Source organism: Jiella endophytica (genome assembly GCF_004519335.1).
In the GTDB taxonomy this organism is placed as follows: Bacteria; Pseudomonadota; Alphaproteobacteria; order Rhizobiales; family Rhizobiaceae; genus Jiella; species Jiella endophytica.
In genome coordinates this window covers 148,713-174,976 of record NZ_SOZD01000004.1, presented here as the reverse complement: position 1 = coordinate 174,976, position 26,264 = coordinate 148,713, and the positions used below count along the sequence as shown (strand labels likewise).

26 protein-coding genes are annotated in these 26,264 nt (G+C 67.1%); 12 read left to right on the top strand and 14 right to left on the bottom strand.

Translation table 11 applies throughout. The features are described 5' to 3' along the window. Positions 1 to 135: 135 nt before the first annotated feature. Together E3C22_RS13845 and E3C22_RS13840 are read right to left on the bottom strand one after the other, a co-directional pair. Positions 136 to 957 (bottom strand): cobalt-precorrin-6A reductase, encoded by an 822-nt coding sequence (locus E3C22_RS13845; RefSeq protein WP_134762644.1) that lies wholly within the window; start codon positions 955 to 957, stop codon positions 136 to 138. Beyond that, positions 944 to 2,056 (bottom strand): cobalt-precorrin-5B (C(1))-methyltransferase, encoded by a 1,113-nt coding sequence (locus tag E3C22_RS13840; RefSeq protein WP_134763008.1) that lies wholly within the window; start codon positions 2,054 to 2,056, stop codon positions 944 to 946. Before E3C22_RS13840 ends, E3C22_RS13845 begins: the two co-directional genes overlap by 14 nt. A gap of 109 nt (positions 2,057 to 2,165) precedes the next feature. On the opposite strand from E3C22_RS13840, the gene E3C22_RS13835 reads away from it, so the two are divergent. The 3 genes from E3C22_RS13835 to cbiB are packed head-to-tail and all read left to right on the top strand — an operon-like array spanning position 2,166 to position 5,472. Next, the gene (locus tag E3C22_RS13835; protein ID WP_134763007.1) at positions 2,166 to 3,467 is read left to right on the top strand and encodes a cobyrinic acid a,c-diamide synthase CobB; all 1,302 of its coding nucleotides are present in this window, start codon (positions 2,166 to 2,168) and stop codon (positions 3,465 to 3,467) included. Continuing rightward, positions 3,464 to 4,492, top strand: coding sequence for a threonine-phosphate decarboxylase CobD (gene cobD / locus E3C22_RS13830; protein WP_134762643.1), 1,029 nt, complete (start codon positions 3,464 to 3,466; stop codon positions 4,490 to 4,492). The genes E3C22_RS13835 and cobD overlap by 4 nt, the downstream gene beginning before the upstream one ends. Then, the gene (gene cbiB, locus E3C22_RS13825; protein WP_134762642.1) at positions 4,489 to 5,472 is read left to right on the top strand and encodes an adenosylcobinamide-phosphate synthase CbiB; all 984 of its coding nucleotides are present in this window, start codon (positions 4,489 to 4,491) and stop codon (positions 5,470 to 5,472) included. Before cobD ends, cbiB begins: the two co-directional genes overlap by 4 nt. A 43-nt stretch (positions 5,473 to 5,515) precedes the next feature. On the opposite strand, the gene bla is transcribed toward cbiB, so the two are convergent. The 8 genes from bla to cobS form a co-directional block, all read right to left on the bottom strand. Next, on the bottom strand, positions 5,516 to 6,412 hold the full coding sequence (gene bla, locus E3C22_RS13820) for a class A beta-lactamase (protein ID WP_245514992.1): 897 nt from the start codon (positions 6,410 to 6,412) through the stop codon (positions 5,516 to 5,518). A 117-nt stretch (positions 6,413 to 6,529) separates the two neighbouring features. Beyond that, positions 6,530 to 7,783 (bottom strand): MFS transporter, encoded by a 1,254-nt coding sequence (locus E3C22_RS13815; RefSeq protein ID WP_134762641.1) that lies wholly within the window; start codon positions 7,781 to 7,783, stop codon positions 6,530 to 6,532. Further along, positions 7,783 to 8,625 carry a metallophosphoesterase family protein gene (locus E3C22_RS13810; RefSeq protein WP_134762640.1) on the bottom strand — a complete coding sequence of 281 codons (843 nt, stop codon included), beginning with the start codon at positions 8,623 to 8,625 and terminating at the stop codon, positions 7,783 to 7,785. The genes E3C22_RS13815 and E3C22_RS13810 overlap by 1 nt, the downstream gene beginning before the upstream one ends. Then, positions 8,625 to 9,632 carry a diacylglycerol/lipid kinase family protein gene (locus E3C22_RS13805; RefSeq protein ID WP_245514991.1) on the bottom strand — a complete coding sequence of 336 codons (1,008 nt, stop codon included), beginning with the start codon at positions 9,630 to 9,632 and terminating at the stop codon, positions 8,625 to 8,627. Before E3C22_RS13805 ends, E3C22_RS13810 begins: the two co-directional genes overlap by 1 nt. Positions 9,633 to 9,678: 46 nt before the next feature. Next, the gene (locus E3C22_RS13800; RefSeq protein WP_134762639.1) at positions 9,679 to 11,043 is read right to left on the bottom strand and encodes a sugar porter family MFS transporter; all 1,365 of its coding nucleotides are present in this window, start codon (positions 11,041 to 11,043) and stop codon (positions 9,679 to 9,681) included. Positions 11,044 to 11,212: 169 nt separating this feature from the next. After that, positions 11,213 to 12,394 carry an extracellular catalytic domain type 1 short-chain-length polyhydroxyalkanoate depolymerase gene (locus E3C22_RS13795; protein ID WP_134762638.1) on the bottom strand — a complete coding sequence of 394 codons (1,182 nt, stop codon included), beginning with the start codon at positions 12,392 to 12,394 and terminating at the stop codon, positions 11,213 to 11,215. A 57-nt stretch (positions 12,395 to 12,451) separates the two neighbouring features. After that, positions 12,452 to 12,868 (bottom strand): CopG family transcriptional regulator, encoded by a 417-nt coding sequence (locus E3C22_RS13790; RefSeq protein ID WP_134762637.1) that lies wholly within the window; start codon positions 12,866 to 12,868, stop codon positions 12,452 to 12,454. Positions 12,869 to 12,972: 104 nt separating this feature from the next. Beyond that, on the bottom strand, positions 12,973 to 13,848 hold the full coding sequence (cobS, locus tag E3C22_RS13785) for an adenosylcobinamide-GDP ribazoletransferase (RefSeq protein ID WP_167591772.1): 876 nt from the start codon (positions 13,846 to 13,848) through the stop codon (positions 12,973 to 12,975). 111 nt (positions 13,849 to 13,959) lie between these two features. Between cobS and cobT the strand changes: the two genes are divergently transcribed. Together cobT and E3C22_RS13775 are read left to right on the top strand one after the other, a co-directional pair. Further along, positions 13,960 to 14,976 (top strand): nicotinate-nucleotide--dimethylbenzimidazole phosphoribosyltransferase, encoded by a 1,017-nt coding sequence (gene cobT, locus E3C22_RS13780; RefSeq protein ID WP_134762635.1) that lies wholly within the window; start codon positions 13,960 to 13,962, stop codon positions 14,974 to 14,976. A 109-nt stretch (positions 14,977 to 15,085) separates the two neighbouring features. Continuing rightward, entirely contained in the window at positions 15,086 to 15,985 is a 900-nt protein-coding gene (locus tag E3C22_RS13775; protein ID WP_134762634.1) for a 2-dehydropantoate 2-reductase, read from the top strand. On the opposite strand, the gene E3C22_RS13770 is transcribed toward E3C22_RS13775, so the two are convergent. Next, entirely contained in the window at positions 15,969 to 16,382 is a 414-nt protein-coding gene (locus E3C22_RS13770; RefSeq protein WP_134762633.1) for a universal stress protein, read from the bottom strand. The two genes, E3C22_RS13775 and E3C22_RS13770, sit on opposite strands and share 17 nt — an antisense overlap. A gap of 245 nt (positions 16,383 to 16,627) precedes the next feature. On the opposite strand from E3C22_RS13770, the gene E3C22_RS13765 reads away from it, so the two are divergent. From E3C22_RS13765 to trhA, 4 genes are all read left to right on the top strand, one after another. Beyond that, positions 16,628 to 17,080, top strand: a complete 453-nt coding sequence (locus tag E3C22_RS13765; protein WP_245515024.1) for a PRC-barrel domain-containing protein — start codon at positions 16,628 to 16,630, stop codon at positions 17,078 to 17,080. Positions 17,081 to 19,058: 1,978 nt separating this feature from the next. Beyond that, positions 19,059 to 19,229 (top strand): hypothetical protein, encoded by a 171-nt coding sequence (locus E3C22_RS24495; protein ID WP_167591771.1) that lies wholly within the window; start codon positions 19,059 to 19,061, stop codon positions 19,227 to 19,229. Next, positions 19,226 to 19,495, top strand: coding sequence for a hypothetical protein (locus tag E3C22_RS13760; protein ID WP_134762631.1), 270 nt, complete (start codon positions 19,226 to 19,228; stop codon positions 19,493 to 19,495). Before E3C22_RS24495 ends, E3C22_RS13760 begins: the two co-directional genes overlap by 4 nt. Positions 19,496 to 19,937: 442 nt before the next feature. Next, a complete protein-coding gene (gene trhA, locus E3C22_RS13750) occupies positions 19,938 to 20,600 on the top strand; it encodes a PAQR family membrane homeostasis protein TrhA (protein ID WP_134763004.1) in 663 nt (220 codons plus the stop codon). Between the two features lie 47 nt (positions 20,601 to 20,647). Here the strand turns inward: trhA and E3C22_RS13745 are convergent, their stop codons facing one another. Then, positions 20,648 to 20,920 carry a hypothetical protein gene (locus E3C22_RS13745; protein WP_134762629.1) on the bottom strand — a complete coding sequence of 91 codons (273 nt, stop codon included), beginning with the start codon at positions 20,918 to 20,920 and terminating at the stop codon, positions 20,648 to 20,650. A 305-nt stretch (positions 20,921 to 21,225) separates the two neighbouring features. Next, positions 21,226 to 21,438 (bottom strand): cold-shock protein, encoded by a 213-nt coding sequence (locus E3C22_RS13740; protein ID WP_134762628.1) that lies wholly within the window; start codon positions 21,436 to 21,438, stop codon positions 21,226 to 21,228. 300 nt (positions 21,439 to 21,738) lie between these two features. Between E3C22_RS13740 and E3C22_RS13735 the strand changes: the two genes are divergently transcribed. Next, positions 21,739 to 22,653 (top strand): transglutaminase family protein, encoded by a 915-nt coding sequence (locus tag E3C22_RS13735; protein WP_134762627.1) that lies wholly within the window; start codon positions 21,739 to 21,741, stop codon positions 22,651 to 22,653. 113 nt (positions 22,654 to 22,766) lie between these two features. Here E3C22_RS13735 and E3C22_RS13730 read toward each other — a convergent pair whose 3' ends face one another. Further along, on the bottom strand, positions 22,767 to 23,648 hold the full coding sequence (locus E3C22_RS13730) for a LysR family transcriptional regulator (RefSeq protein ID WP_134762626.1): 882 nt from the start codon (positions 23,646 to 23,648) through the stop codon (positions 22,767 to 22,769). Positions 23,649 to 23,840: 192 nt separating this feature from the next. Between E3C22_RS13730 and E3C22_RS13725 the strand changes: the two genes are divergently transcribed. Together E3C22_RS13725 and E3C22_RS13720 are read left to right on the top strand one after the other, a co-directional pair. Beyond that, positions 23,841 to 25,340 (top strand): CoA-acylating methylmalonate-semialdehyde dehydrogenase, encoded by a 1,500-nt coding sequence (locus E3C22_RS13725; RefSeq protein ID WP_134762625.1) that lies wholly within the window; start codon positions 23,841 to 23,843, stop codon positions 25,338 to 25,340. 406 nt (positions 25,341 to 25,746) lie between these two features. Further along, the gene (locus E3C22_RS13720; RefSeq protein WP_134762624.1) at positions 25,747 to 26,124 is read left to right on the top strand and encodes a hypothetical protein; all 378 of its coding nucleotides are present in this window, start codon (positions 25,747 to 25,749) and stop codon (positions 26,122 to 26,124) included. The last annotated feature ends 140 nt before the right edge of the window (positions 26,125 to 26,264 follow it).

Genomic DNA, 26,264 nt, shown 5'->3' with positions numbered 1-26,264 from the left:
ACCGACTGGCCGAAGCCTCAGCGGAAACGGGTCGGCGAGAGCTGAATTGCCGCGAGATGGGTGCGAGGTCCCAGAGCGAGAGTCCTTCGACCCCGCCACGACGCTCGCCAAGGCCCTGTGTTCTGCCGGACGCGGCTATTCCGTCGCAAGGTCCGATCGTCTCCCAACCGCCGCCAGCAACGCCTCCACCGTCTCGAACACCGGCCCCTCCGGCACCGCAGGCCGGGCGATCATCACGACCGGGAGCCCCAGTTCTCGCGCCGCGGCGACCTTGGCATAGGAGGCCTCGCCCCCCGAATTGCGGGTGACGAGGTGGCTCGCGCCGTGGGCCCGCATCAATTCGGCTTCTGCCCGCCAGTCCGGCGATGGCCGCGACAGGACCAGCGTCCAGCCCACCGGCAAAGGCGGGTCAGGCGGCTCGATCATCCGGGCGAGGGGGGCGAGATCACCGCGAGAGAAGAAGGGCGACAGATGCTGGCGGCCGAGGGCGAGGAACGGCCTTGCGCCCTTGGGCAGCGCGTCGCGGGCTTCGGCGAGGCAGGTGACCTCCGTCCACCTGTCGCCATCGACCGCTTGCCAGGCCGGTCGCAGAAGCTTCAGTCGCCGGATGCCCGCGACGTCCGCCGCCTTTGCCCCGTTGCGCGCCATGCCGGCGGCGAAGGGATGCGTCGCATCGACAAGCAGGCCGACGGCCTCGGCCCTGAGGAAAGCGGCCAACCCCGCCGCGCCACCGAAGCCGCCGATGCGGATCTCGGCGCCTTCGGGAAGGCTAGGCGCGCGGGTGCGGCCGGCAAGCGACAGGATCAGCCGATGGTCGGGGAAACGTTTGCCAAGGGCGCGGACGAGGTCGTTCGCTTCTGCCGTGCCGCCAAGGACAAGGACGGTGGGCCGGCGCCCGGCGACGCCCGTCGCACGCTCCGGCGACGGTTTGGCCGCTTCCGCGTCAGGCCCTGGCAAGCAGCTGTCCTCCGCGATCGGCGACAAGGATTTCGACCGCGACGCCCGTATCCTTCAACATCTTCAGGCACGCCTCCTGCGCCGAGAGCGCGATGGCTCCGGCAAGGTCGATCCCCTCGGTCCGCGTCAACTCCACCACTTCCTTCGCCGTATTGGCGGCGAGGATCCCGCTCCTCAACTGCCCCGCAGCCGGCGGATCCAGCGCCTCGACGACATCGGCGAGGAAACCGAAATCCACCTGGCTCCGGCCGGAATGAAGGTCCATCGCCCCTTGCGCCAGCTTTGTCAGCTTGGCGAAGCCACCGGCGATGGTCAGCCGCTCCACCGGATGGGCCCTCAGATATTTCAGCAGCCCGCCGGCAAAGTCACCCATGTCGAGAAAGCCGATCTCCGGCAGCGTTGGGTAGAGCCTGCGGGCAAGATCCTCGCTGGCCGAGCCCGTCGCGCCGACGACATGGGCGAGGCCTGCCGCCCGGGCGACGTCGACGCCGCGATGGATCGAATGGATCCAGGCCGAGCATGAGAAGGGATGGACGATGCCCGTGGTGCCGAGGATCGACAGCCCGCCGACGATGCCGAGGCGCGGGTTCCAGGTCCTTTGAGCGAGCGCCTCGCCGTCGGTCACGCCCATCTCGACGACGACGTCCGCCGCCCGGCCATGGACAGCGCAGAGCGCCTCGACCACCTCGCGCATCATCTGCCGCGGCACCGGGTTGATCGCCGGCTCGCCCGGCGGGATCGGCAGGCCGGCGCGGGTGACCATGCCGACGCCCGGGCCGGCCCTGAAGACGAGCCCGGTGCCCGGCGGTGCGAACGAGACCGTCGAAACGATCTCGGCGAGATGGGTGACGTCCGGGTCGTCGCCGGCGTCCTTGACGATCGCCGCCATCGCCGAGCCACCCGCCAGCTTCTGCCGGTTCAGCGCGAAGGCCGGCATCTCGCCCTTCGGCAGGCGGATCTCGACGGGATCGGGGAAGCTGCCGGAGAAGAGCGCCGTCAGCGCCGCCTTGGTCGCCGCGGTGGCGCAGGCGCCCGTCGTCCAGCCGCGCCTCAGCGGCCGGCCTTCCGGTTTGCGCGTCTCGTCCGCTTCGAAGCCCATTGCGCGCTTATAGCCGAGTTCCGTAATGGTGCCAGACATCGTCGGGGCGCCGCGCCGCGGCGATCCTCGCGAGCCGGCTATCCTCGCCGGGCACCCGATGGAGAATGATTTGGCCGGGCTGATGATCGCCGCGCCCTCGTCTGGCGCAGGCAAGACGACGGTGACGCTGGCGCTGATCGCCGCGCTCAGGGCGGCCGGGCATCGGGTCGCCTCGGCGAAGGCCGGGCCGGACTATATCGACCCCGCCTTCCATGCCGCGGCGAGCGGGCGCGAATGCGTCAACCTCGATCCCTTCGCCATGCGGCCGGACCTGCTGTGCTTTCTTGCCGGGCAGCGGGCGGCGGATGCCGACCTCTTCGTCACCGAAGCGGCGATGGGCCTCTTCGACGGCGCCGCCGACGGCACCGGCTCGGCCGCCGATCTCGCCGCGACGATCGGCGCGAAGATCGTCCTCGTCGTCGATTGCGCCCGCCAGTCCCATTCGGTGGCGGCGCTCGTCTCGGGGTTTCACCGGTTCCGCACCGATACGCGGCTCGCCGGCCTGATCCTCAACCGGATCGGCTCCGAACGCCATCGCGCCATGCTGGCGGAGGCGCTGGCGCCGCTCGGCGTTCCGGTTCTCGCCGCCCTGCCGCGTCGCGACGAGCTGACACTGCCCTCGCGCCATCTCGGCCTCGTCCAGGCCGGCGAGCATGGCGATCTCGCCGGGTTTTTCGAGCGGGCCGCCGCCTGGATGGCCGGCCATGCCGATCTCGACGCCCTTGTGGTCCTGGCGACGCCGCCCACCCCTCGGCCTTTGCGGGCGACCCCGCCGCTGCCGCCGCTCGGCCGGAAGATCGCCGTCGCCAGGGACGAGGCCATCGCTTTTGCCTATCCGCATATGCTTGCTGGCTGGCGGCAAGCCGGCGCCGAGCTCGCTTTTTTCTCGCCGCTCGCCGATGAAACGCCAGCGGGCGATGCCGATGCGGTGTTCCTGCCGGGCGGCTATCCCGAACTCCATGCCGGTCGGCTCGCCGCTGCCGAGGGGTTTCGGGCAGGCTGCCGTGCTGCCGCAGAGCGCGGCGCGCTGGTCTATGGCGAGTGCGGCGGCTACATGGTGCTCGGCGAAAGCCTCGTCGATGCCGGCGGCGAGCGCCACAAGATGCTCGGCCTCCTGCCGCTTCAGACGAGCTTTGCCGAGCGCCGGCGCCATCTTGGCTATCGCCGCCTGACGCCGCTCGGCGAGGGGCCGTTCGGCCCCGCCAACGAGGACCTGATGGGCCACGAATTCCACTATGCGACGACGCTTCAAGAAGGTCCGGGCGAGCCGCTTTTTGCGGTCCACGACGCGCGCGGCGCCGATCTCGGCCAGACGGGCCTTCGCAATGGCCGGGTGATGGGCTCCTTCTGCCACGTGATCGATCGGCGATGAGAGAGGCCTATACCCATGGCGGCGGGCTCGGCCTGGCGATCGCCCGCTTCGGCGGTGCGCGCGCCGGTTGGCTCGACCTTTCGACGGGCATCAACCCGTCGCCGGTGCCGCTGCCGGAGCTCTCGCCCGACGTCTGGACCCGGCTGCCGGAAGACGGGCTGATGGCAGCCGCGATCGCGGCGGCGCGCAGCGCCTACGCTGCGCCCGCAAAAGCCGGCATCGTCGCCGCCCCGGGCAGCCAGGCGCTGATCTCGCTCCTCCCCTTCCTGCTGCCGCAGACCGACGTCGCGATCCTCGAGCCGACCTATGGCGAGCATCGCGCCGCATTCGCCGCCGCCGGCCACCGCGTCCACGCCATCGCCTCGCTAGACGAGATGCCGGCCAGAGCCGGCGTCGCCGTCGTCGTTAATCCGAACAATCCCGATGGCCGGCAGACGTCCCTCGAATCGCTCGCCGGGTTGCAGGAGGAAATGCGCCGGCGCGGCGGCCTCCTCGTCGTCGACGAGGCCTTCGCCGACGCCGAGCCCGCCCTCTCGGTCGCGCCGAAAGCCGGGACGGAGAGCCTGCTCGTCCATCGCTCCTTCGGCAAGTTCTTCGGCCTTGCCGGCGTCCGTCTCGGCTTCGCCCTGACGACGCCGGTCCTCGCCGAGACCCTCGCTGCGCGGCTCGGGCCCTGGGCGGTCAGCGGCCCGGCGCTGGCGATCGGCGCCGCGGTCCTGGCATCTTCCGAGACCTGGTCGAAGGTTGCGGGCGAGGTCGCGGCGCAGGCCGCGCGCCGGGACGAGGTGCTCCAAGGTGCCGGCCTGACAATCCATGGCGCGACGCCGCTGTTTGCCACCGTCGAGACGCAGGATGCCGCCGCCCTCTTCGAGGCGCTCTGCCGGCGCCACGTCCTGACCCGGCCCTTCGACTACCGGCCGGACTGGCTGCGTTTCGGCAATGTGAAGGGCGCAGCCGAGGCGTCGCGCCTGTCGAAGGCCCTGGCGGAGGCACTCTCCGACACCGCGAAGGGAAACGAAGCTTGATCGCGCGGCTCGCCATTCTCCTTGCCGCCATGGTGCTCGACAGGCTGGTCGGCGATCCGCCCTGGCTGTGGCGCTCGCTGAAGCACCCTGTGGCGCTGATGGGGGAGGCGATCGACGTTCTCGACAGGCGGCTGAACCGCGACGACTTCACCCGCGAGACCCGCCGGCGCGCCGGCTTCTTCGCCCTCGGGCTCCTGCTTCTCGGGGCGCTCGTCCTCGGCGGCTTCGTCGCGGCGCTCGCCGATGCGCTCGGTTTCTTCGGGATGGTCTGCGAGGCGCTGGTCGTCGCGGTCTTCCTCGCCCACAAGAGCCTGATCGATCATGTGCGCGTGGTGGGCGCGGCGCTGCGCGACGGCGGGCTGGCGGAGGGGCGGCGGGCGGTCGCCCATATCGTCGGGCGCGATCCCGAACAGCTCGACAAGGCCGGCATCATCCGCGCCGCGATCGAGTCGCTTGCCGAAAACGCCTCTGACGGCGTCGTGGCGCCGGCCTTCTGGTTCCTTCTCCTCGGCCTGCCGGGGCTGTTCGCCTACAAGCTGGTCAACACCGCCGATTCGATGATCGGCCACATGGACGCGCGCTATCGCGATTTCGGCTATGCCTCGGCGAAGCTCGACGACATCCTCAACTTCGTCCCGGCGCGGCTGACGGCGGTGCTCTTCGCCTTCGCCGCGATCTTCAGCCGGCGGCGCCGCGCCGGCTTTTCGGCGATCATGGCGCGCACCCGGCGCGATGCCGGCCTGCACCGTTCGCCGAATGCCGGCTGGCCGGAGACTGCGCTGGCCGCCGCCCTCGACATTTCCGTCGGAGGGCCGCGGCGCTATCGCGACCTCATCGTCGATGCGCCGCAGCTCAATCCGGAAGGCCGCCGCGACGCGACGCTGGACGATCTCGCCCGCTCGATCAACCTGTTCGACCGGGCGATGGCGATCGTCATGATCGCCATCGTCGTCGCGGTCGTCGTGGCCATTCCGGGATGACCGGCACGGCCGATAGGGCGGCCGGTCCGCTCGCCCGCCGGGGTCAGCGCGGCAGCGAGGCGGCGACGGCCTTGCCGATCTCGGCGATGGCCGCGCTGCGCGCCTCCATCGAGGCCTCAGTCCCGGTCAGATAGATCGCCGCGACGATCGGCTTTCGTTCGGGCGGCCAGGCGACCGCGATCACCGAGCGTGAGCCGTGGCCGCCGGCGCCGGTCCGGTCGGCGACCGCCCAGTCCTTCGGGAAGCCGGCCCTGAGAAGCGGATCGCCGACCTTGTTGCCGATAAGCCAGGACTTCAGCTGCTGTCGCGACGTCTCGGAGAGGGCGTCGCCGAGAACCAGGGTCTGAAGGCTCGCCGCCGCGGCTTTCGGCGTCGTCGTGTCGCGCGGATCGCCGGGCGCTGCCTCGTTGAGGGTCGGCTCGGTCCGGTCGAGCCGGGTCTCGCCGTCGCCGATGGCGCGCATGAACTGCGTCACGCCATCCGGTCCGCCGAGGCTTTCGATGACGAGATTACCGGCGGTGTTGTCGCTCATCGACATGGCCGCATCGCAGATTTCGCCGAGCGTCATGCCGGTATCGACGTGTTTCTCGGTGACGGGCGAATAGGTGACGAGATCGTCGGCGGAATAGGTGATCGTCTCGTTAAGCGACGCTTCGCCGGCATCGACCTGACCGAGGACGGCGGCGCAGCCGAAGGCCTTGAAGGTGCTGTTCAAGGGGAAGCGCTCGTCGGCGCGGGCCGACCAGACCTTGCCGGACTGGGTGTCGACGATCATCACGCCGACGCGGGCGCCGAGATCGCTGCCGGCCTTTTCGACGGCGCGAATGACCGCGTCATCGCCGCCGCCGATGGACCCGGCATGGGCGAGCGATGTCGCTGCGAGCATGAAGAGCGCTGCGGCGGCCGATGGCAGCCCGCGAGGCGAGATCGATATGGTCATGGAAATCAGCCCTGAAGCGTTGGTTCATGCGTTGAATGGCGGCCGATCCTGTCGCAAACAAGCCTCGCCGGGCGGGCGAGGAAACATATTCAATTCAATGCTTAATTAAGGAAATCTTTAGAGATTCTTGGCCTGCGCCATCGGCCGGTCCTCGGGCACCGGCCGCTGCGGGAGCGTCCCGTTCGCGACCGGCAGGTCGAGGCCCTTGTGCCGATGCAGCAGCGAGAGCGCGAACAGCGTTCCACAGGCGAAGATCGAGATCGCGAAGGCCAGCCACAGCGCGGCGTGCGGGCCGGCGGAGGTCATGATGGCGGTGAAGACCGGCGGCGCCGCTGCAAAGGAAAGGTTCAACGGCACCGCCAGCTGCGCCGAGGCCCTCGCATAGGCCGCGACCGGGAAGATCTGCAGCGGCAACGTCGCCCGGGTGACGGCGGTGATGCCGCTGGCGAGGCCGTAGAGCGTCGCAAAGATCATCGCGCCGGTAAAGTCGCTCAAAACCAGCAGGGCGACGAAGCTGAGCGGGAACAGTGCGGCGGCGAAGAGCCCGCTGACGAAGCCGGACCAGCGCCGGCCGCCGAGAAAGTCGATCATCCGCCCTGCCCATTGGGCAATGCCGATGAAGGCCGCCGCCGCCAGCGCGCTGGTGTGATCGAGGCCGCCCCTCTCGAAAAGGATGATGATGGTGAGGGCGAAGCCCCAGGTGAAGAAGCCGTTGGCGGCAAAGCTGAGGGCGAGGAGAACGAAGCTCGGCAGGTGGAGCGGTGCGGCCTTGGACCTGGTCTTCGAGGCGGACTTCTCCCGCGGGCGGCGGGCCAGCGCCGTAAAGTGCAGCGGCAGGCAGACGCAAAGCATCAGGGCGCCGTAGATCGCCGTCGTCACCCGCCAGCCGAGATGGGCCTGCAGCAGCCCCGACAGCGGCCAGACGATCGTCGATGTCAGCCCGCCCGCCAGGATCAGGATGCCTAGTGCCTGGCGCGCTCTCTCGCCGGCGATCTCGGCGAGGGCGATCTGCGCCGGGGTCGACAGCATGGTGGCGCCGGCAAGGCCGAGGACGGTCCAGGCGAATGCGTAGGACACAGGGCCGCCAGCAAGGCTGAGGAGCAGCAGGCCAGCCGCCCCGAGGCAGGAGCCGAGCATCATGACCGGGCGGGCGCCCTCGCGCTCGAAGATGCCGCTGAGCGGCCAGGAGACCAGCGCCATGACGACGAGCATGATCGTCGGGCCGCCCATCACCATCGGCAGACCGATGTGAAGATCGGCCGCCATCGCCGGCCCGGTGACCGCGGGCAGCCAGAAGGTCGCGCCCCAGCCGATCAGCTGGGTCAGCGACAGGGCGGCGAGGGCACGGGCCGTCGGGGAGAGCGGGCACATCAAGCGGAGCAGCGCGAATGGCGCGGCCGACCGGCCGACTGACCGACCCAAGCGCCGCCGCGCCATTCGCGGACGGCAACGTCGATCCGACCGTCCTCGATGACGATGAGGTTGTAGGCGTTCGGCTCGCCGCGAAGCCTTGTCGAAATGGCGCTCGCCGCCTGGACGACGGTGAGCGGCAGGGCCTTCGGTCGGCGCTCGCCCGACGTCGTCGGCTGGCCCTCGCGCACCGCCTTGTCCGGCGCATGCCGGCGTTGATAGGTCAGGTGGAAGTGCCCCGACAGAACCAGCCTGACGCCGAGCCCGGCAAAGGTCGACAGCGCAAGGTCCGCCCGCTTGACCGTCTTCATGCCGAAAGGCGTTTCCGGCAGCATCAGCGGGTGATGGGCGACGACGACGCGCACCGCGCCAGGGTCGCTCTCGGCGAAGCGATGCTCGAGCGCGCCGATCTGGTCGCGGCTGAGCGAGCCATGCGCCCAGTTCAGCCCGAGGCGCAGCCGGCGCGAGGTCTTCAACCCGGCAATGGCGACGCCGCCGGTCTCGACGAAGGGTTCGAGCTCGTCGGCGATATGGCGCCGGTAGAGGCTGTAGGGCGCCGTGAGCCGGCGCAGGATGTTCTTTGCCGGAACGTCGTGATTGCCGGGAATGCAGAAGAGCGGCAGCGACAGCGCGTCAAGGAACGCCTCGGCCTGGCGGAATTCCGCCTTAGTGCCGTCCTGGGTGAAGTCGCCGCTGACGACCACGAGGTCTGGCGCCTGGCCCCGCACGTCCTTGACGAGCGCGTCCGCAGCCTCGGGGTCGTGACGGCCGAAATGGAGGTCGGAGAGGTGGGCGAGCAGCATCACTCGCTTCCATCGCGCGGCTCGGCCGTCGCCACGACGGGCGCCAGCACCGTCAGGGCCGCGGGGCGGATCTCGAAGCGCAGCGGCGAGCGCAGCTTGACCACCTCGCCGTCGACCATCGCCTGCAGCCGCTTCAGCCGCGACTTCAATTCGACGCTCGTCGCGCTGCGCACGCTCAGCGCCTCGTCCTGCCGCCAGCGGCCGATCAGCATGCCGGCAGACAGCCGCAGGAGATCGGGAAGGCCGAGCCGCTTGAGGGTGTAGACGGTGAGCTCGCCGCGATCGAGGCGCGAGCGCGCGAAGAACCGGCCGAGACCCTCGTCATAGGCGTTGTTCGCCACTGCCACGGCCCGGACCTTGACCTCCTCCTCCGGCGCGCCGCCGAGCCGGAGCACCAGGCGCAGCTTGTGGGGCATTGCCAGCCGGCGCAGGCAATAGCGCAGGAATTCGGCCATCGCCCCGAACTCGCGGTGATGGCGCAACTCCTCGCGTTTCGCCGCGATGGCCGGAGCAAAGCCGACGACGACCTTGTGGAGGAACAGCCGGCCGTTCACCGTCCCGGCGTCGATGCGCCGGGGTTGCATCGAGGCCATGGCGAGGATCGCCTCGTCGAGATCGAGCGGAATGGCGAGGTCGCGGGCGAGAAGATTGGCGGTGCCGAGCGGCAGGACGGCGAGGACCTTGTCGGTATCGGCGATGGCCGACGCCAGCGCCGTCGCGGTTCCGTCGCCGCCGGCCGAAACGATGACGCGGGCCTCGGCAGCCGCCGCGTCGCGGATCCGCTCCTCGAACGGCCGCGAACGGTCGGCGTCGATGGTGACGGCGGAGGCGCCGATGCTCCGCAGGCCGCATTCGATCCGCTCGCGGAGTGTCTCGCCGCCGTCGGCGGCGCCTCCGGCATCGGCGTTGAGGACGACGTGGAAGCTGCGAAGCGCGCCTTCATTCGCGGCGTCGGGCGCATCGGGTTCGGCCGTGGTGGACAGGGGCGCCTCGCTCGTTTCGCTCAAGTCAAGCAGGCCTAATTGTCGCCTGTATCATCGGCGTGACGCCCCCTCACGCCGAGGCGTTCGCCGCGCTCTGCGGATGCGCTTCGCCGCCGAGATCGGCCTCGATCTCTTCCAGCGAGCGGCCCTTGGTTTCGGGGACCAGCCGGAGGGTGAAGAAGATCGCCGCGACGGTGAGGACGGCGAAGGCGAGGAAGGTCGAGGCCGAGCCGATGCCGTCGATCAACAGCAGGAAGACCTGCGAGACGATGAGGTTCGACACCCAGTTGGCGACCGTGGCGATCGACATGCCGCGGCCGCGAACGGCGAGCGGGAAGATCTCGGCGATCAGCAGCCAGAAGACCGGGCCAAGGCCGATGGCGAAGAAGCCGACATAGGCCGCGACCGACAGGGTGGTGATCCAGGCGAGCGCACCGGAATTGCCGATGAAGAAGCCGCCGGCAAGGATGGCGAGGGTCACCGCCATGCCGATCAGACCGACCAGCAGCAGCGAGCGTCGGCCGGCGCGGTCGATCAGCCGCAGCGCCACATAGGTCATCACCACATTGACGACGCCGACGCCGGCAGTCGCGAGGATCGAGGCCGAGGTGTCCGGCATGCCGGCGGAGTTGAAGATCGTCGGGGCGAAATAGATGACGGTGTTGATGCCGGTGATCTGCTGGAACACGGCGAGGCCGACGCCGACGATGAGGGCGTATTTCGCCTTGCCGCTGAACATTTCCGACCAGGGGGCGACGCGGCCGTTCTCACGCTTCAGGTCGGTGCGCAATTCGTGCATCTGCGCCTCGACCTCGCGCGGCCCGGCGATCCGGCGGAGCGCGTCGCGGGCGGCGTCGATATGGCCCTGTCCGGCGAGCCAGCGCGGGCTGTCCGGCAGGAACAGCATGCCGACGCCGAGAATGATGCCCGGCACGGCGCCGATCCCCAGCATCCAGCGCCAGCCGCCGGTGACATGGGAGAACAGGTAGTCGACGAGGTAGGAGACGAGGATGCCGCTGGTGATGCACATCTGGTTCAGCGAGACGACGGCGCCGCGCTTGTCCGCCGGGGCCATTTCCGACAGATACAGCGGCGTCAGCATCGAGGCGACGCCGATGGCAAGGCCGAGCACCAGGCGGCCGCCGAGGAGATGCCAGTAGCTCGTCGCGAAGGCGCAGATCAGCGCGCCGACGACGAAAAGGGCGGCCGAGGTGATGATCACCTTGCGCCGCCCGAGGCTGTCGGCGATGCCGCCCGCAAATGCCGCTCCCAGCGCCGCGCCGGCGAGCGCGATCGAGACGACCAGGCCCTGATCGCCGGGGCTGAGGGAATACTGGTCCTTGATGAAGGGCAGGGCGCCGGAAATGACGCCGGTGTCGTAGCCGAACAGCAGGCCGCCGAGGGAGGCCGTCGCCGCGATCTTGCCGAAACTCATGAAAAACTGCCCGAAGAACGTGATGCTTTGCTGCGCTGATTAATTAGCCGGCCAAGCCGATGGTTCCAGTGACGCATCGTTCGACGGTTTGTCGCTGCCGGCCAGGCGCTCGCGGAGCGTCGGCTCCCCGCGAGGCCATTCACTCCGCCGATGCGGCCGTCTTGGCCCGTCAGCCGCCGAGCGACAGGAAGAAGCGCAGCATCTCGCGGCTGGCATCGGGGCCGGCGGGAAGGGTGTAGGTGCCCTTCGCGCTGCCGCCCGACCAGGCATGGCCTGCGCCATGGATGCGCCAGCTTTCCAGCCGCTCGCGCCCGTCCGGCTCGCGGTGGACGGTGCGGGTGTAAGTGACGCCGCCGCTCGACACGCCCTCGCTGGTCACGGCCTCTGCCGGCTTTCCGGCCATCGCCTGCTTAAGAACATGGTCGCCATTGACCGGCGCGACGGTAGCGTCGCGGTCGCCATGGAAGACGATGGTCGGCACGACCCTCGTCCCCGCCGTCACCGGACTGCCGCCGCGCATCGCCGCAAAGGCCGATCCCATGTCCCTGGCAGCGCCGCAGGCAAGGCCGGAATGGACGCCGACCGCCGCAAAGAGGTCGGGATAGCGCTGGCCCATGATCGCCGCCGCGGCGCCGCCGGCCGAAAGCCCGGCGACGAAGATCTTCGCCGTGTCGATCGAATGGTCCGCGATGATCTGCCGCGTGATCCCGGCGATCAACGCCGGCTCACCGGCGTCGCGCTTCTGGTCGCGGGTCTCGAACCAGTTCCAGCATTTCTGGGCATTGGCGCGCTTGCTCTGCTCCGGATAGGCGACAAGGAAGCCGAGCTCTTCGGCAAGCTCGTTCATCCTTGTGCCGGCGGCAAAATCGTCCGGCGACTGGGTGCAGCCATGCAGCATGACGACGAGCGGCGCCGGGCGGCCGTCATGGCTCGCCGGAACGTAGAGCTTGTAGCGCCGCGCCCCCGCGGCGGAGCTGTGTTCGAGGGCCTCGAAGCGCGCGCCGTCCGGCGTCTCGGCGTCGCCCGATCGCCCCGGCATGCCGGGCAGGGAGCCGAAATCCGGCAGGCCGTGGGCACTGAGCCCCGCCCAGAGGTTCGGCATCGGCTCGAAGCTGCCCGGGCGGGCGGTCTCCTCGCGCGGCTTGCCCCGAGCACCGCCGGTCGTGCCGCCACCCGAGGGCATCCCGCTGTTCACAGAGGCTCCGTCAGATCCTGTCCCCGATGTTCCGCTCTGCCCGGAATGCACCTCGCCCGCAAGGCCGGCGCGCAGCAGCTTCATCGCCTCCTTGAGCTTGCCCTTGCGGGTGAGGCGGGTGACTTCCTGAATGTCGATGTTCGGAATGGCGTTCATGGTCGAATGTCCGATCGTGGAAGCGGAAAGGGTAGTGCGCGGCGGCGGGCTGCACCGTCAGCGTATGCGATCCTTCAGCGCAGCCCTGACCGCGGCGGGAGCCTGGAGTGCGCCGAGCACTTCGAGCGAGCCGATGGTTTCGGCCGCAAGCTCGGGCGAAACGTCGTCGGCAATCACGGCCAGGCCGAGCACATGGACGTCGAGCCGTTCTCCGGCAGCCCTCGCCGCCTCGAGATCGGCGCGGGCAAAGCGCCTCACGCCGAGCTCGATCTTCCGGCGGTCGACGGTCCTGCGCATGGTTTCGTCATGCCGCGTCAGCTGGTTGCGGATGGCGGTGCGGATGAAGTCGGTGCGGTTGGCGTAGAAGGATTCCTGCACCAGGAGGTCGATCTGGCCGAGATCGACGAGGCCGAGATTGAGCGTGATCTTCTCGCTCTCGACATTCCGGCTTTTCGTTTCGGTCAGCATCGCCATCTCTCTACCATCCGTCTGGATGGTATATGGATGGTGATGTTGCGCTGCACAAGATGACCCGGGCGTCCAGGAACAATAAGAACAGTTGGCCGGCTGTGGTTCCCTCAGACGGTTGCGGCAAGGACCAGCAGCACCGCCATTTCGCAGAGCTGTTCGGCGGCGCCGAGGCAGTCGCCGGTCTGGCCGCCGATGCGGCGCAGGATGAAGCGCCTGAACATCACGAGGACGAGCGTCGGGACGAGGATCGCGACGATCGCGGATCCGGGGCCGGCGACCGGCAGCGCGAGACCAAGGCCGATCGCGAGGCCGACGATCAGCGATGCCCGGCCCCTTGACCGCGACGGCTGGCCGGCCCTTGCGGCAAGGCCGCTGTCCAGCGCCGAGGGCGTCAGCGCCCAGAACGCCGCCATCGCGCCGCGGGCCGCGGCGCCTGCGGCGAGCACGGCGCAGGCGGCCAGCAGCGGCGAGCTGGCGCAGAGTTCTGCGAGAAGCGCGGCACGCAGGCCGAGCGACAGGATCAGCGCGATCGCGCCATAGCTGCCGACCCGGCTGTCATGCATGATCTCCAGCGCCCGCTCGCGCGGCTGGTGGCCGAACAGACCGTCGGCGACGTCGGCGAGGCCGTCCTCGTGCAGTGCGCCGGTCATCGCCACGAGCGCGGCGAGGGCGAGGATGCCGCAGACCAGCGGCGACAGGCCGGCAGCCGGCAGGACAAGGAGAAGGATTGCCGCCGGCGCCGCGGCGATCAAGCCGACCAGCGGGAAGGCATGGGCGTCGTCGCCGAGCCGATAGGGGGCGGCAGGGGAAGCGCCGGACGTCCGGGCACCCCCGATTTCGCCGTCGCGATTTCCGGGGGATTTGCCTGCCGCAGTTTCCCCGCGGCTCTTAAAGTGCCGGCCGGAAATGCTAAGGCGAGTGAAGAAGGCTGCGGCGCGGAGCGTTGCGCCAAAGATTGCCTCTGCCTCTCGCAAGCCGTTCATTCGCTGCTTTCCTCTCATGACGAACGGCGCTACGGACGACCGCCGGCCGGCAGAGGCTGCACACCCCCAAAGGCTGAACACCCCAAAAGGCTGAACACCAAGGAGCATGCGATGTCCACCACCGGGCTTCCATTCGACGACATCCGCGATCTCGTCCGCACCATGCCTGGGCCGGACGGCGCGGCGGTCCACACGGCGCGGCAACGGGAAGCGGAACTGACCAAGCCGGCGGGCTCGCTCGGGCGGCTCGAGGAACTCTCCCACTGGCTGGCCGCCTGGCAGGGCGGCGTGCCGCATGTCGACCGGCCGCTGGTCGCGGTGTTCGCCGGCAATCACGGTGTGACGAAGAAGGGCGTTTCGGCCTTTCCGCCGGAGGTGACGGCGCAGATGGTGGCGAATTTCGCCGCCGGCGGCGCGGCGATCAACCAGATCTGCGCGGCTTATGACCTCTCCCTCAAGGTCTACGACCTCGCCCTCGAAATTCCGACGGAGGATTTCACCGAGGCTGCCGCCATGGACGAGCGCACCTGCGCGGCGACCATGGCCTTCGGCATGGAAGTGCTGATGGACAAGCCGGATCTCCTTTGCATCGGTGAAATGGGCATCGGCAACACCGCCGTCGCGGCGGCGATCTATGCCGGGCTGTTCGGCGGTACCGGGGCCGACTGGGCCGGTGCCGGCACCGGCCTCGAGGGCGAGGCGCTCGCCCACAAGGCGGCGGTGATCGACGAGGCGCTCGCCTTCCACAAGGGGCATCTTTCCGATCCGCTCGAAGTGCTGCGGCGGCTCGGCGGCCGCGAGATCGCCGCGATGGCCGGCGCGATCCTCGGCGCGCGGCACCAGAACGTGCCGGTCATCGTCGACGGTTTCGTCGCCTCCGCCTCCGCCGCCGTCCTCCACAAGCTCGACCCGCGGGCGCTCGACCACTGCCTGTTCGGCCATGTCTCGGCCGAGCGCGGCCACATGAAGGCGCTGGAGGCGTTGGGCAAGGTCCCGCTGCTCGCCCTCGGCATGCGGCTCGGCGAGGGCACCGGCGCGGCGCTCGCCGCCGGCATCGTCAAGGCCGCCGCCCGCTGCCACCGCGACATGGCGACCTTTGCCGAGGCGGCGGTGTCGAACAAGGGCTGAGCACCTTGCCCGGCCGCCCGGAAATCGGGTTGTTCGGGATCGCCGCGGAAGGCTATGTTTCGTCCGGCCGGTAGAAACTAAGTTCGACTGACGAAAGACGGGTGCGACCATGAAGGCAGCGGTCATCGGCGCCGGGGCGATCGGCGGCTATCTGGCGGCGATGCTGGAAGCGGCGGGCCACGAGGTGACGCTCTGCCTGCGCACGCCTTTCAAGGCGCTGACGATCGAGGGTCAGGGCGAAGTCCGCGCGGTCAAGGCGAGGATCGTCGCCGATCCGCAAGACCTTCCGGAGGATCTCGGCAAGGTCGGCCTCGTCGTCGTCGCCACCAAGGCACAGGACACCGCCAGCGCCGAACCCTGGCTGAAGGCGCTGACCGGCCCGGACACGCTGGTCCTTGCCGCCCAGAACGGCGTCGACCATCAGCAGCGCTTCGCCGGCTTCGGCCTTGCGGGCGAGATCGTCCCGTCGATCGTCTACATCGCGGCGGAGCGCGTCGCGCCGGGGCGGATCGTCCACCATTCCAACAGCCGGCTGATCGTTCCGGGCGACGGGGCCGGGCGAAAGATCGCCGAGCTCTTCGCCGGCTCGCCGCTCAAAGTCGAATGCGAGCCGGACTTTCTTACCGCCTCCTGGCGCAAGCTCCTGTCGAACGTCGTTGCCAATCCGGTCACGGCGCTGACACTCAGGCGCATGGAGGTGTTCCAGATCCCGGCAATGCGCGATCTCGGCATCGCCCTTCTCGCCGAGGCGGTGGCGGCGGGCCGGGCCGCCGGCGCCGCTTTCGGCGAGGATGAACTGCAGCGGACGTTGCAGCTTTACGCCGGCATCAATCCGGAAAGCGGCTCGTCGATGCTCTACGACCGCCTCGCCGGCCGGCCGCTGGAGCACGACTATCTGACCGGCGCCGTGGTCGCCGCCGGCGAGCGCCATGGCGTGCCGACGCCGCTCAACAGGGCGGTTCTCACGCTGCTTGGCGCACTCGACCGGGCGCCTATCGAACGACCATGACCGAAACCTTCGCATGCGACGCCACATGGCCGGCATGGGACGCGAAGAAATGCTCCGGAAAGCCCGGCCGGTGCGAGGCCATGACGACGAGATCGGCGCCGCTCTTCTCGACGGCTGCAAGCAGTACGTGGTTGAGGTCGCGGGCAGGGTCCGGAACAACCTGGCTTTCGGCACTCGCCGAAACGCCATCCTCGTGCGCCCTTTGCGCCGCGAAGGCGGTCAGCTTTTCCTCAAATTCCTCCGGCGTGTGCGCCACCGGCCCCGGGCTCGATGACGTCACGCCAAGATAGCTGAGCTCGGCGCCATAGAGCCTGGCAAGTTCGGCGGCCGTCTTCAGTGCCTTGTCGAGTGTCCTGACATGGCTGAGATCGACCGGGACGAGGATTTTCTTGTACATCACTGACACCTTTCTTCAGATCGGTGTTCATTCTCGCCGGCAGCAAGCGGGTTCTATGCTTCCGACCCCCCGAATGATGGTCATGCCGACCGAGATGCGCAACCTTGGATGCTGCAGCCTTACAGCCGGGAACTTTCACCCCTTGCAAGGGTTGCGAAGCTTGGAAAACCGGACGATCCGGGCGCTGCCGACGAAGCGCCCGGCCGGCCCCGCGTCTTGACCCGATGGAGCGATCCTTGACACCCATGTTCCGTGCCGCCGTCGCCAGCCTCTTCCTTGCGGGGATGGCCGGTCAGTCTCTGGCGCAGGACGCCGGGACCGCGCCCGACGCCTCTGCAGATGCGCCCGCAGATACGAGCGCGGCGACGGGCGGCGCGGCGACCAGTGGGGCTGCGGCGGGGGTTCTGGCGCCGATCGAGGACGACAATGCGCCGGTGCCGCAGCTCAATCTGATGGTCGGGCAGGTCGAGGACATGGACCTCGTCGGCCCGAACGACGAGGAAGTCGGCGAGATCGACGGCATCCTCGGCGATGCCAACGGCAGCGCCAAGGCGATCACCGTCGACGTCGGCGGCTTTCTCGGCATCGGCGAGAAGACCATCATCCTGATGCTGTCCGATCTCTCCCTCGACATGGGGCGGATCAAGACGAAGCTGACCAAGGACGAGATCGAAAAGCTGCCTGCCTTCGGCGGCTGACCCGACCGCCCGTCCCGCACCCGCCGGACCGGTCTTGCGGCCGGAGCCCACGGTCCGGAACCCACGACGAAGCGCCCGGCGGCGCCGCGCGCCCCGGGGTTCGGCCGAAACTTGCGCCGCGAGGCACCGGATGGACGGTGCCGCGGCCATGCTGCCCGACAGGCGGACAGCGGAACGCCGGAGGCGAGCCTCCGAAGGTTGGTATTTCAACGGCTCGCCTCCGGCGCTCCGCGCGGTGTCTTTTCGGGGTCTTCTCGGCTCACCCGCCCTGTCCTGTGCTTTGGCCTTGTGAGCCAAAACGCCGACCTCGGGCCGGCAACACCGGCTGCTGGCTCTTCGCCCGCCGTGCCTTTTCAGCACGGCGACCTCAAGCGGACCGATCCGCACCCGCGCCGTATTACGCGAGGGGCCAGCGGAGCCTCGAACCCGTCCGGGACGTAGAAACCCTCCGGAAGGGGCCACGCCGCGGACACCGCCCGCCTCCCCGAACGATCCCGGCGATCATTCGTGTCCGTCGGGGGAGACGGTGCGGGGAGTTTAGGCGAGGCAGGTGGGGGCGGGGATAAGTTTGGGCGTCAATAAAGCGTGCTCGGGCGCAAAGGCCTGTGGCGAAGGCCTTTCGGTGAAAAAGGCCGGGCAGATGCGGGCGCCGCCGTCCACGCTTCGTCAGTCTCGGGCCCCGTCCCGCGCATCCAGGAATTCTGCGGCGCCCTCCGCCATCGACCGTCCCGTCATCCGGCCACCGCCCCTGGGTTCCCGGGACGGGGCCCGAGAACGACGGCGTGGTGGCCGCGAGTGTTCCCGGCAAGGCCGGAGAGAACACGGGTCCGGAAACGGACTGCTCCGGACGCGGCGAGGCACGGAGCCCGGTTCGGAGGCCGGAATGACGAAGCGGTGAGGGCGGCGCATGACGGAGACTGCGGATGCGTCGATGAAAAATTCTCATCCAGCGGTGCGGATGGTTACGGCCGGATTGCGCCCATTCTCGCCGTTCGTCGGGCTATTTGCAATTTTGGGAAGCTGACCTTCTGGAGCCCGGGATGACCGTCCTGATGGCGTTGGTTTGCGGACCATGCGGTAAATTGACATCCTCGCCCGCTCAGCCGCAGAACGAGTGTCGCATCGGTAGCGAGCCGACCTATGACGGCGCCGACATATTTGGAATCGCTGAGAGGCATTTCGGCCACGAGCCATCGAACGAGAGATTCCGCTCCTGGGTCACCACAGGAAGACGCCGCGCCTCGGGAAGACGTCAAACGCAGGTCGCTCCATAGGCGCAGCGGGTCGCAGGCTCACTCTTTTATTTTTACTCGCCTTTGAGCGCAACAACGAGCAAAAACTGACGGTTTCTTCGATATGACGAGGCGTTTATAAAAAGACGCGATAGAATGTCCATCGGTCGAGTTTGCTATTTTTTGGAATAGGACTACGTTCATTATCAAGGCGTTGAAGTGTTCAGGTCGGGGTGGAACTGCCTTCCATGCCGGTGATCCTTCAGCTATGCGGCTTTCAGTCCATGTTCGGATTGCGCCTGGCAAAGAGCGGCGAAACTATTACTCGTAGGCGCCTCCGCAATCGGTTGGCGCCCGAGAGCAATGGCCATCCAACGCGTTCTTCGTTCTCGCGACCATTCCCAACGAGATCTAGCTCGCGACAATAACCCGGTATCGCCTTGAGCTGCCGAAGGGGCGCGCCGGCGATGCCGAACACCGCTGGCTGAGCGTGACGCTTGTAAGTCAAGCTTTGGCCCGCCGCCTTTCCGTCCACTCTGTCGATCGAGGTTACGTATGTCCCTTTCCCGTTTCGCCCCCACTCGATCTGCCCATCTCTGGTTAGTCCCCGGGTCGTTCCCGGCGCAGCAAAGCCTTGCGATACGCAGCACCCCGACGGCAGAGCAGCAGCGACGCAGGATTCGCATGGAGGCCGAGGATAAAGCGGATGCGATCCGCATGCCGATCTTGCCGGCTGGGAGAATGTCATGAAGCCTTTACTCGTCCAGTTCTATCTCGATCGGGCGCATGAGGCCCGCATGGCTGCGGCCGATGCGGTACTCCAAAATGTCCAGAAGAAGCACAGGGAGGCAGAGGTGACCTGGCGTGCGATGGCCGATCTCGCCGCGCAGCGCCAGAAGAGCGGATCGCCGACATGAACGCCCTGTTCGCCTCTACGCTGAACGTCATGCTCCTAAGTCTGGAGTCGCAGCAGGCCGCCCAACTTCGTCTGTTTCGTCTCGGCGTCGGTGGTCCGATGGCCGTCGACGAGGCGACATTGATGGTCCGGGAGAAGATCGAGGCCTTCGACAAAGCGCTCGGGTCTGCGATGGCGGGCAGTACGTTCGAGAGCATCGTCGACAACTACCGGACGATCGTCCAGGCCAATATCCAGCGCCTAAAGCTGGTGACTGAACTGACTTGAAAATGCCAAGCAGGCGTTTGCGGCAGGAGGGCCTTTCGGAGCCTTAGCAGTTGACGCGGCGCAAATCCTTGACGGGCGCTCCTGCTTTATGTGACCGCACGGAAAGGATTATATATGCCAGATACCATGCGAGAATTTGCGTCGAGTTCGAATGGCGACCGGTGGTTCCTGTGCTGCGACGAGGCGACGAGGAATGGATACGTCCTCCACCAAGCCAATTTGCCATCGGGCGGGGCGGCGACGCGCGTTGCCATCGGCGATTTTCTCAAACAAGGGTCGGCCGGCCCCGAACATCAGGCATTGCTTCACTTGATCGGGACGTTAGCGGATGATCGAGGGTTATCGCAGTGAAGTCGAAGCCGACCATCATCAAACCGCCCACGCCAGCCTGCCCGAATTGCTCTTTGAGGCGTCAGAGCGGATCTGCCCTCTTGTCGACGGGATGAAGAAGACGACGGACCGGCATAACTCAAACGGTTGTGGTCGATCTTACAGTGTGGCCGAGTTCTGGGCAGACGGCGTCGTCCACGCACTCGGGGGCGCTTTGGCGCTTGTTGGTTCGGTCGCGCTGGTGATGGTTCTCGCCGGCGACATCTCCGTGGCAGCGTTTACGGCGGTCTTGGTCTATCTCACTGCTCTCGTTAGCTCGATCGGCGCCTCGGCCGCGTACAATTTGTGGCCGGAGACAGGATACATGAAGCTGCGGCTGCGTCGCTTCGACCACTCCGCCATCTATCTCCTGATTGCCGGCACCTACACCCCATTCCTCCTGCGATTGCAGAACTTCGGCCTGCTGACGGTCGTCTGGATCGTCGCGGTACTCGGCATCATCGTGAAGCTGATTGCGCCGGGACGCCTCGACCGCCTCGCCATTCTGCTTTATCTCGGTCTGGGTTGGAGCGGGATCGTGGTGTTCGGCAGCCTTTTCGTCACCTTGTCATCGGCGACCCTTGGCCTGCTCCTGGTCGGCGGGGCGATCTATTCCCTCGGCGTGCCGTTCTATCTTTGGGAAAGCTTGCCGTTCCAAAACGTCATCTGGCACGCGCATGTTCTGTGTGCGGCCGGGCTGCATTTTGCAGCGGTATGGCTTCTCTCAGTGTCGTAGTCCAGGCTCTTCGCGTTCGATCGACGCTGGAATGCCTGGAAGGTCCATCACAACAGGCCCGTGGCTTCCTGCCCGTCGGCCGTTAGCGCGGCCACCAGTTCTTCGGCCCCGACGGAAAACATCTGGACCTTGTTCGACGGTTTTGAGATTGTGGGGAACTGTATCGTGAACGATCGGCGATACGCCGAGAAGGACAGTCCGGCAATCTCCTCGCAGTCCATCAGGACGCGATAAGTCCCGGCCGGAAAGGATTTCCCGACGGATCCCAAAGTGAACGGCTTTTGAAAGGTAAAAAGCCTCTCGGAATAGCGATCCGTCACGACAGCGCAATCCTGACACGGCAATGGCCACGGGATACGTCGGTATCGCCGCGGCCAGACTTCTGGCGGTTCGAGGCTCCGCATTGCCTCACTGGTAGGTTGCGGTATCGGCCCGAAAATCGGATCGATTTTCTAAAGAGCACGATTCGTGGAACCGTAGAGATAGCGCGTCCTTTGTGCGTCCTATCGGACGCACGACGCGCTAGGGAGCGGATTCGCGTCGAGGGGCGAGGTCGCCAGTACATCCGTGGTCGACCTGACCCGCTCAACACGTTTCCCTGCGATGATCGATCGCAGGGAGGAAATCAGTCGACGGTCGAGAGATTTTCAGCGGCCATCTTGCCGCTCTTGCGGTCGGAGACGAGCTCGTAGGAGAGCTTCTGGCCGTCGCGAAGGCCGCTCAGGCCTGAGCGCTCTACGGCGCTGATATGGACGAAGGCGTCGGTTCCGCCATCATCTGGGGCGATGAAGCCGAAGCCCTTTTGCATGTCGAAAAATTTTACGGTTCCCGTCGTCATGGGATACCCTTCCTAAGATTAAGTGCAGACCGCCCCGTGATCGTCACAGGCCGTTGTAGATCGATTTATTGGGAAAGATTTTGAACAAAACACTGCGCAGGCAGTGGGACGTCAAGCTGTCTGACCGTCTATCGACGTTCCGTATATCCGCTTTAATTGAGAGAAATACAAGGTGGTCTGAGATTTATTTCGGTCATCCCATCGTATTCGAATTCGCGATAAAAAAAATTCACTTGTACGATCTGACAAGAAGCCACCCCAGCTTCGATATGTTCGTCGCGCCCCAGAGAGAGTTCACCCTTGCCCCGCCTGGAAATTCGGCACCTCACGACCTATCGCTACCACGAGCCTGTCGGCCTCGCCAGCCATCGCCTCATGCTGCGTCCGCGTGAGAGTCGTGACCTACGGCTGGTAGGGATCGAACTCGTCATATCGCCCAACGCCGAGATTTCCTGGGCGCAGGATGTCTTTGGCAACATGACCGCGACGGCAAGTTTCGCCGGCATGTCACGCAGTCTGACGATCGAAAGCCGGGTGGTATTGGATCTCAGCGCCGACCCCTGGCCCGTCTTTCCCATCAGCGCGTCGGCGATCTCGTATCCGTTTCGCTATGGCGACGACGAGTGGACCGATCTAGGCGCTCTCGTGCAAGCCCAGTACCTCGATCCGGCGGGCCGCCTGGATCGCTGGGCGCGTGGCTTCATTCTGGGGAAGCCCACCGACACGCTCTCGCTTCTGAAAGATCTTAGCGCAGGTGTCTCCGGTCAAGTCTCCTATCAGAGCCGCGAAGAGGAGGGCACGCAGGGGCCGCTTGAAACCATCGATCGCGGTTGGGGATCATGCCGGGACTTCGCCGTGCTTTTCGCCGAGGCGGCGCGATGTCTCGGCTTCGGTGCCCGGATCGTCTCGGGCTATCTGTTCAATGCCGACGGGGACTCGATCGGATCGGATGTGACGGGGTCAACCCACGCCTGGGTCGAGATCTATCTGCCTGGCGCTGGATGGATCATGTTCGACCCGACCAACCGTAGCGTCGGCGGGTTCAATCTCATTCCGGTGGCCGTTGCCCGCGACATCGGGCAGATCATGCCAATTTCAGGAAGTTTTATTGGCAGCACTGATGCCTTTGCGGAAATGGCGGTTGAGGTGAACGTGAGAACGAGCCCGCCCGGCAACGAGATTGATGTTTTCCGTCGTGGGAATCCTCGCGAATGACGGGTGAGTGCTTCAGCAGACCGAAAGCAGCCGGTCTCCTTCCGGCCCATTCGCAACATGACGATCGATGCCTCAACCGCTCTTTCGGCGCGACCCTTCCCCACCCATCCCCGTCAACCGAACACCCCCCGCCCTTCCGTCACCGCCGCGCGGATGAAGTCCGCCACCGCAGTCACCCGGCGGAGGTCGCGGGCGCTCTCGTGGTAGACGAGCCAGTAGCTGCGGGTGATGGCGTGGGCGGGTAGGATGGTGGTGAGGTCGTGGCGGCCTTCGGCAATGAAGCGGTGGAGGATGCCGATGCCGGCGCCGGCGGCGACGGCTTCGGTCTGGCCGAGCGCACTGGAGACTTCAAAACGCGACGGCCAGGCGGCGAGAAGATCGGCGTGATAGGCGAGTTGCGGGGAGTAGAGGAGATCTTCGACCGCGCCGACCAGCCGGTGCGCGGTGAGATCGTCGAGGGTTTGCGGCGTGCCGGCGGCGGCGAGATAGGCGGGGCTGGCGTAGAAGCCGAGCCGGTAGTCGCAGAGTTTCGCCGCCACCAGCCGGCCGGACGCCGGGCGCTCGACGGTGATGGCGATGTCGGCCTCGCGCCGCGACAAGGAGAAGCTCCGGGGCACCGGCACCAGCTGCACCGTCAGATCGGCGTGCTGCTCGGTGAGGCGCCACAGGCGGGGGGCGAGGAACGCCGTGCCGAAACCGTCCGGCGCGCCGACGCGGACCGTGCCGGAGAGTTCGACATCGCTGCCGCCGATCTCCGCGCGGCCGGAAATCATCGCCGCCTCCATCGCCTCGGCATGAGAGCGGAAGGTCCGGCCGGCTTCGGTGAGGGCGCAGCCGCCCGGCGAGCGGTCGAACAGCCTTGCGCCGATCGCCTCCTCCAGCGCGGTGAGCCGCCGGCCGACGGTCGCGTGGTTCAGCTCCAGCCGCCGCGCGGCGGAAAGGATCTGTCCAGCTCTCGCGACGGATAGAAAGATGCGCACGTCGTCCCAATTCATCGGCGTAAGACCTGTCATAACCGGCAAGGGCTACAAAATCCGCACAACGGATGAGCGTTCCACGGGCTTTGTGGCGGCGGCATTGTGCGCAAAAATACAGTCAGTCGACAATGGCCGGGGTCTTGCGTTGGCCGCCGGCATAGTTTGACCCGGCCGCCGGGCCGCCGGGCGACACTGAAGGGAGGCTCTTCCATGTACGAGATCGGTCATTTCATCGGCGGCAAGAGGGTCGCCGGCAAGAGCGGCCGCTCCGCCGAGATCTTCAATCCGGCGACGGGCGAGGTGCAGGGGACGGTGGCGTTGGCGTCGCCAGACGAGCTGCGCGCCGCCGTCGAGAACGCGAAGGCAGCGCAGCCCGAATGGGCAGCGACCAACCCGCAGCGCCGGGCGCGGGTGATGATGAAGTTCGTCGAGCTTCTCAACCGCGACATGGACAAGCTCGCCGAGGCCCTGTCGAAGGAGCACGGCAAGACGTTTCCCGACGCCAAGGGCGACGTGCAGCGCGGCCTCGAAGTGGCGGAGTTCTGCATCGCCGCGCCGCAGATGATGAAGGGCGAGTTCTCCGAAGGGGCGGGGCCGGGCATCGACATCTATTCGATCCGCCAGCCCCTGGGCGTGGTGGCAGGCATCACGCCGTTCAACTTTCCGGCGATGATCCCGATGTGGAAGTTCTGCCCGGCGATCGCCGCCGGCAACGCCTTCATCCTGAAGCCGTCGGAGCGCGACCCCTCGGTGCCGATGATGCTCGCCGAACTGATGCTCGAGGCCGGCGCGCCGGCCGGCATCCTCAACGTCGTCAACGGCGACAAGGGCGCGGTGGACGCGATCCTCGACGACCCGGACATTCAGGCCGTTGGCTTCGTCGGCTCGACGCCGATCGCCCAGTACATCTATGGCCGCGGCTGCTCGAACGGCAAGCGCGTCCAGTGCTTCGGCGGCGCCAAGAACCACATGATTGTCATGCCCGACGCCGACATGGACAAGGCGGTCGACGCGCTGATCGGCGCCGGCTACGGCGCGGCGGGCGAGCGCTGCATGGCGGTGTCGGTGGCGGTTCCGGTCGGCGAGGAGACGGCGGACCGGCTGGTCGAGAAGCTGATCCCCAAGGTCGAGGCGCTGAAGATCGGGCCGTGGACCGCTGGCGACGACGTCGATTTCGGCCCGCTGGTGACCCGCGAGGCGCAGAAACGCGTGCTCGGCCTCGTCGACCGCGGCGTCGAAGAGGGGGCGAAGCTCGTCGTCGACGGGCGGAACTTCAAGATGCAGGGCTATGAGGACGGCTTCTTCGTCGGCGCCTGCCTGTTCGACAACGTCACCAAGGACATGGACATCTACAAGACCGAGATCTTCGGTCCGGTCCTCTCGGTCGCGCGGGCCAGGGACTACGAGGACGCGCTCGACCTGCCGATGAGCCACGAATACGGCAACGGCGTCGCGATCTTCACGCGGGACGGCGATGCGGCGCGCGACTTTGCCAGCCGTATCAATATCGGCATGGTCGGCATCAACGTGCCGATCCCGGTGCCGCTCGCCTATTACACCTTCGGCGGCTGGAAGGCCTCGGGCTTCGGCGACCTCAACCAGCACGGCCCGGACGCCTTCCGCTTCTATACGCGGACGAAGACGGTGACCTCGCGCTGGCCCTCCGGCATCAAGGACGGCGCGGAGTTCTCCATCCCGACGATGAAGTAGGGATCGAGACGGCGCTCCGGAGCCGAAGTATTGCCGATGATCAGAGCAAGGGGCGGTCGCATGGCCGCCCCTTTTTGCATGGGACCTTGCGACAAACGCCGAGGCCGACATCCGTCATGCCGCCCGTCCGCGATCGTCGAAGCACGTCACCGTCGTCTCGCCTGTCGATCGATCACGTAAAATGCAGATGCAAAGCGTGATTTCGGGGCGTCCGAGCGCCACGATCGGCAGAGCACGACAAGGGGATGACAAGCATTCGTGAGCCGTTTCCGCTCCAACGGACCGTTCATGATCCCGCCGTTTCGGATCAGCACATGATGCATAGATGGGTGGATGACGGGCATGGAGCTGGAAACGCTGCAAGGCGGCGGGGCTTGCTGCCCAAGCATTTGCAAGGAGTACAAAAATGCGTCCGAATATTATCGCCACCTCGATCTTCGCCGCTGCCGTCGGCTTCAGCGCCGCGGCGTCCGCACAGACGGTTCCAGGCTCGGATTTCTTCCAGACAAGGGCGAACGAACAGTCCCGCGCTGCCGTCGCGGCGGGCGGCGTCTATGGCGAGGCGGGCGGCAATTCCGCCGCCTATGGCTACACCGCGAGGACCCGCGTGCCGGGCTCCGACTACGGCCGCACCCGGGCGAACGAGGCGTCGCGCGCTGCGGTCCGCAACGAGGACTATCGCGGCAGTGCGGTCTCCGTCGGCGGGGCGTCCGCAACCCGGGTGCCGGGGTCGGACTACGGCCGGACGATCCGCAACCAAAAGATCCGTGACACCGTTCGCTGATCCGACCGGAGGCGCAGGCGTCGAAGCGCTGACGCGTATCAGCCGAAACGAAGATGCGACAAGGGCGACCCCGGCGGGGCCGCCCTTTTTCTTGGCTCGAAGAGGCGTTGGCCTTCTAAAGCATCGGCCCTTAGCCGTGA

Bases quoted from the DNA above. Each gene is read 5' to 3' on its own strand.
- E3C22_RS13765 (WP_245515024.1), top strand. From the start codon at position 16,628: ATGTTCCGTGCCGCCGTCGCCAGCCTCTTCCTTGCGGGGATGGCCGGT.
- bla (WP_245514992.1), bottom strand. From the start codon at position 6,412: ATGACCATATCGATCTCGCCTCGCGGGCTGCCATCGGCCGCCGCAGCG.
- E3C22_RS13725 (WP_134762625.1), top strand. From the start codon at position 23,841: ATGTACGAGATCGGTCATTTCATCGGCGGCAAGAGGGTCGCCGGCAAG.
- E3C22_RS13770 (WP_134762633.1), bottom strand. From the start codon at position 16,382: ATGTACAAGAAAATCCTCGTCCCGGTCGATCTCAGCCATGTCAGGACA.
- E3C22_RS24495 (WP_167591771.1), top strand. From the start codon at position 19,059: ATGAAGCCTTTACTCGTCCAGTTCTATCTCGATCGGGCGCATGAGGCC.
- E3C22_RS13810 (WP_134762640.1), bottom strand. From the start codon at position 8,625: ATGCTGCTCGCCCACCTCTCCGACCTCCATTTCGGCCGTCACGACCCC.
- E3C22_RS13775 (WP_134762634.1), top strand. From the start codon at position 15,086: ATGAAGGCAGCGGTCATCGGCGCCGGGGCGATCGGCGGCTATCTGGCG.
- cobD (WP_134762643.1), top strand. From the start codon at position 3,464: ATGAGAGAGGCCTATACCCATGGCGGCGGGCTCGGCCTGGCGATCGCC.
- E3C22_RS13800 (WP_134762639.1), bottom strand. From the start codon at position 11,043: ATGAGTTTCGGCAAGATCGCGGCGACGGCCTCCCTCGGCGGCCTGCTG.
- cobS (WP_167591772.1), bottom strand. From the start codon at position 13,848: ATGAACGGCTTGCGAGAGGCAGAGGCAATCTTTGGCGCAACGCTCCGC.
- E3C22_RS13740 (WP_134762628.1), bottom strand. From the start codon at position 21,438: ATGACGACGGGAACCGTAAAATTTTTCGACATGCAAAAGGGCTTCGGC.
- E3C22_RS13730 (WP_134762626.1), bottom strand. From the start codon at position 23,648: ATGAATTGGGACGACGTGCGCATCTTTCTATCCGTCGCGAGAGCTGGA.
- trhA (WP_134763004.1), top strand. From the start codon at position 19,938: ATGAAGAAGACGACGGACCGGCATAACTCAAACGGTTGTGGTCGATCT.
- E3C22_RS13815 (WP_134762641.1), bottom strand. From the start codon at position 7,783: ATGTGCCCGCTCTCCCCGACGGCCCGTGCCCTCGCCGCCCTGTCGCTG.
- E3C22_RS13790 (WP_134762637.1), bottom strand. From the start codon at position 12,868: ATGGCGATGCTGACCGAAACGAAAAGCCGGAATGTCGAGAGCGAGAAG.
- E3C22_RS13720 (WP_134762624.1), top strand. From the start codon at position 25,747: ATGCGTCCGAATATTATCGCCACCTCGATCTTCGCCGCTGCCGTCGGC.
- E3C22_RS13760 (WP_134762631.1), top strand. From the start codon at position 19,226: ATGAACGCCCTGTTCGCCTCTACGCTGAACGTCATGCTCCTAAGTCTG.
- E3C22_RS13795 (WP_134762638.1), bottom strand. From the start codon at position 12,394: ATGAACGCCATTCCGAACATCGACATTCAGGAAGTCACCCGCCTCACC.
- E3C22_RS13840 (WP_134763008.1), bottom strand. From the start codon at position 2,056: ATGGGCTTCGAAGCGGACGAGACGCGCAAACCGGAAGGCCGGCCGCTG.
- cobT (WP_134762635.1), top strand. From the start codon at position 13,960: ATGTCCACCACCGGGCTTCCATTCGACGACATCCGCGATCTCGTCCGC.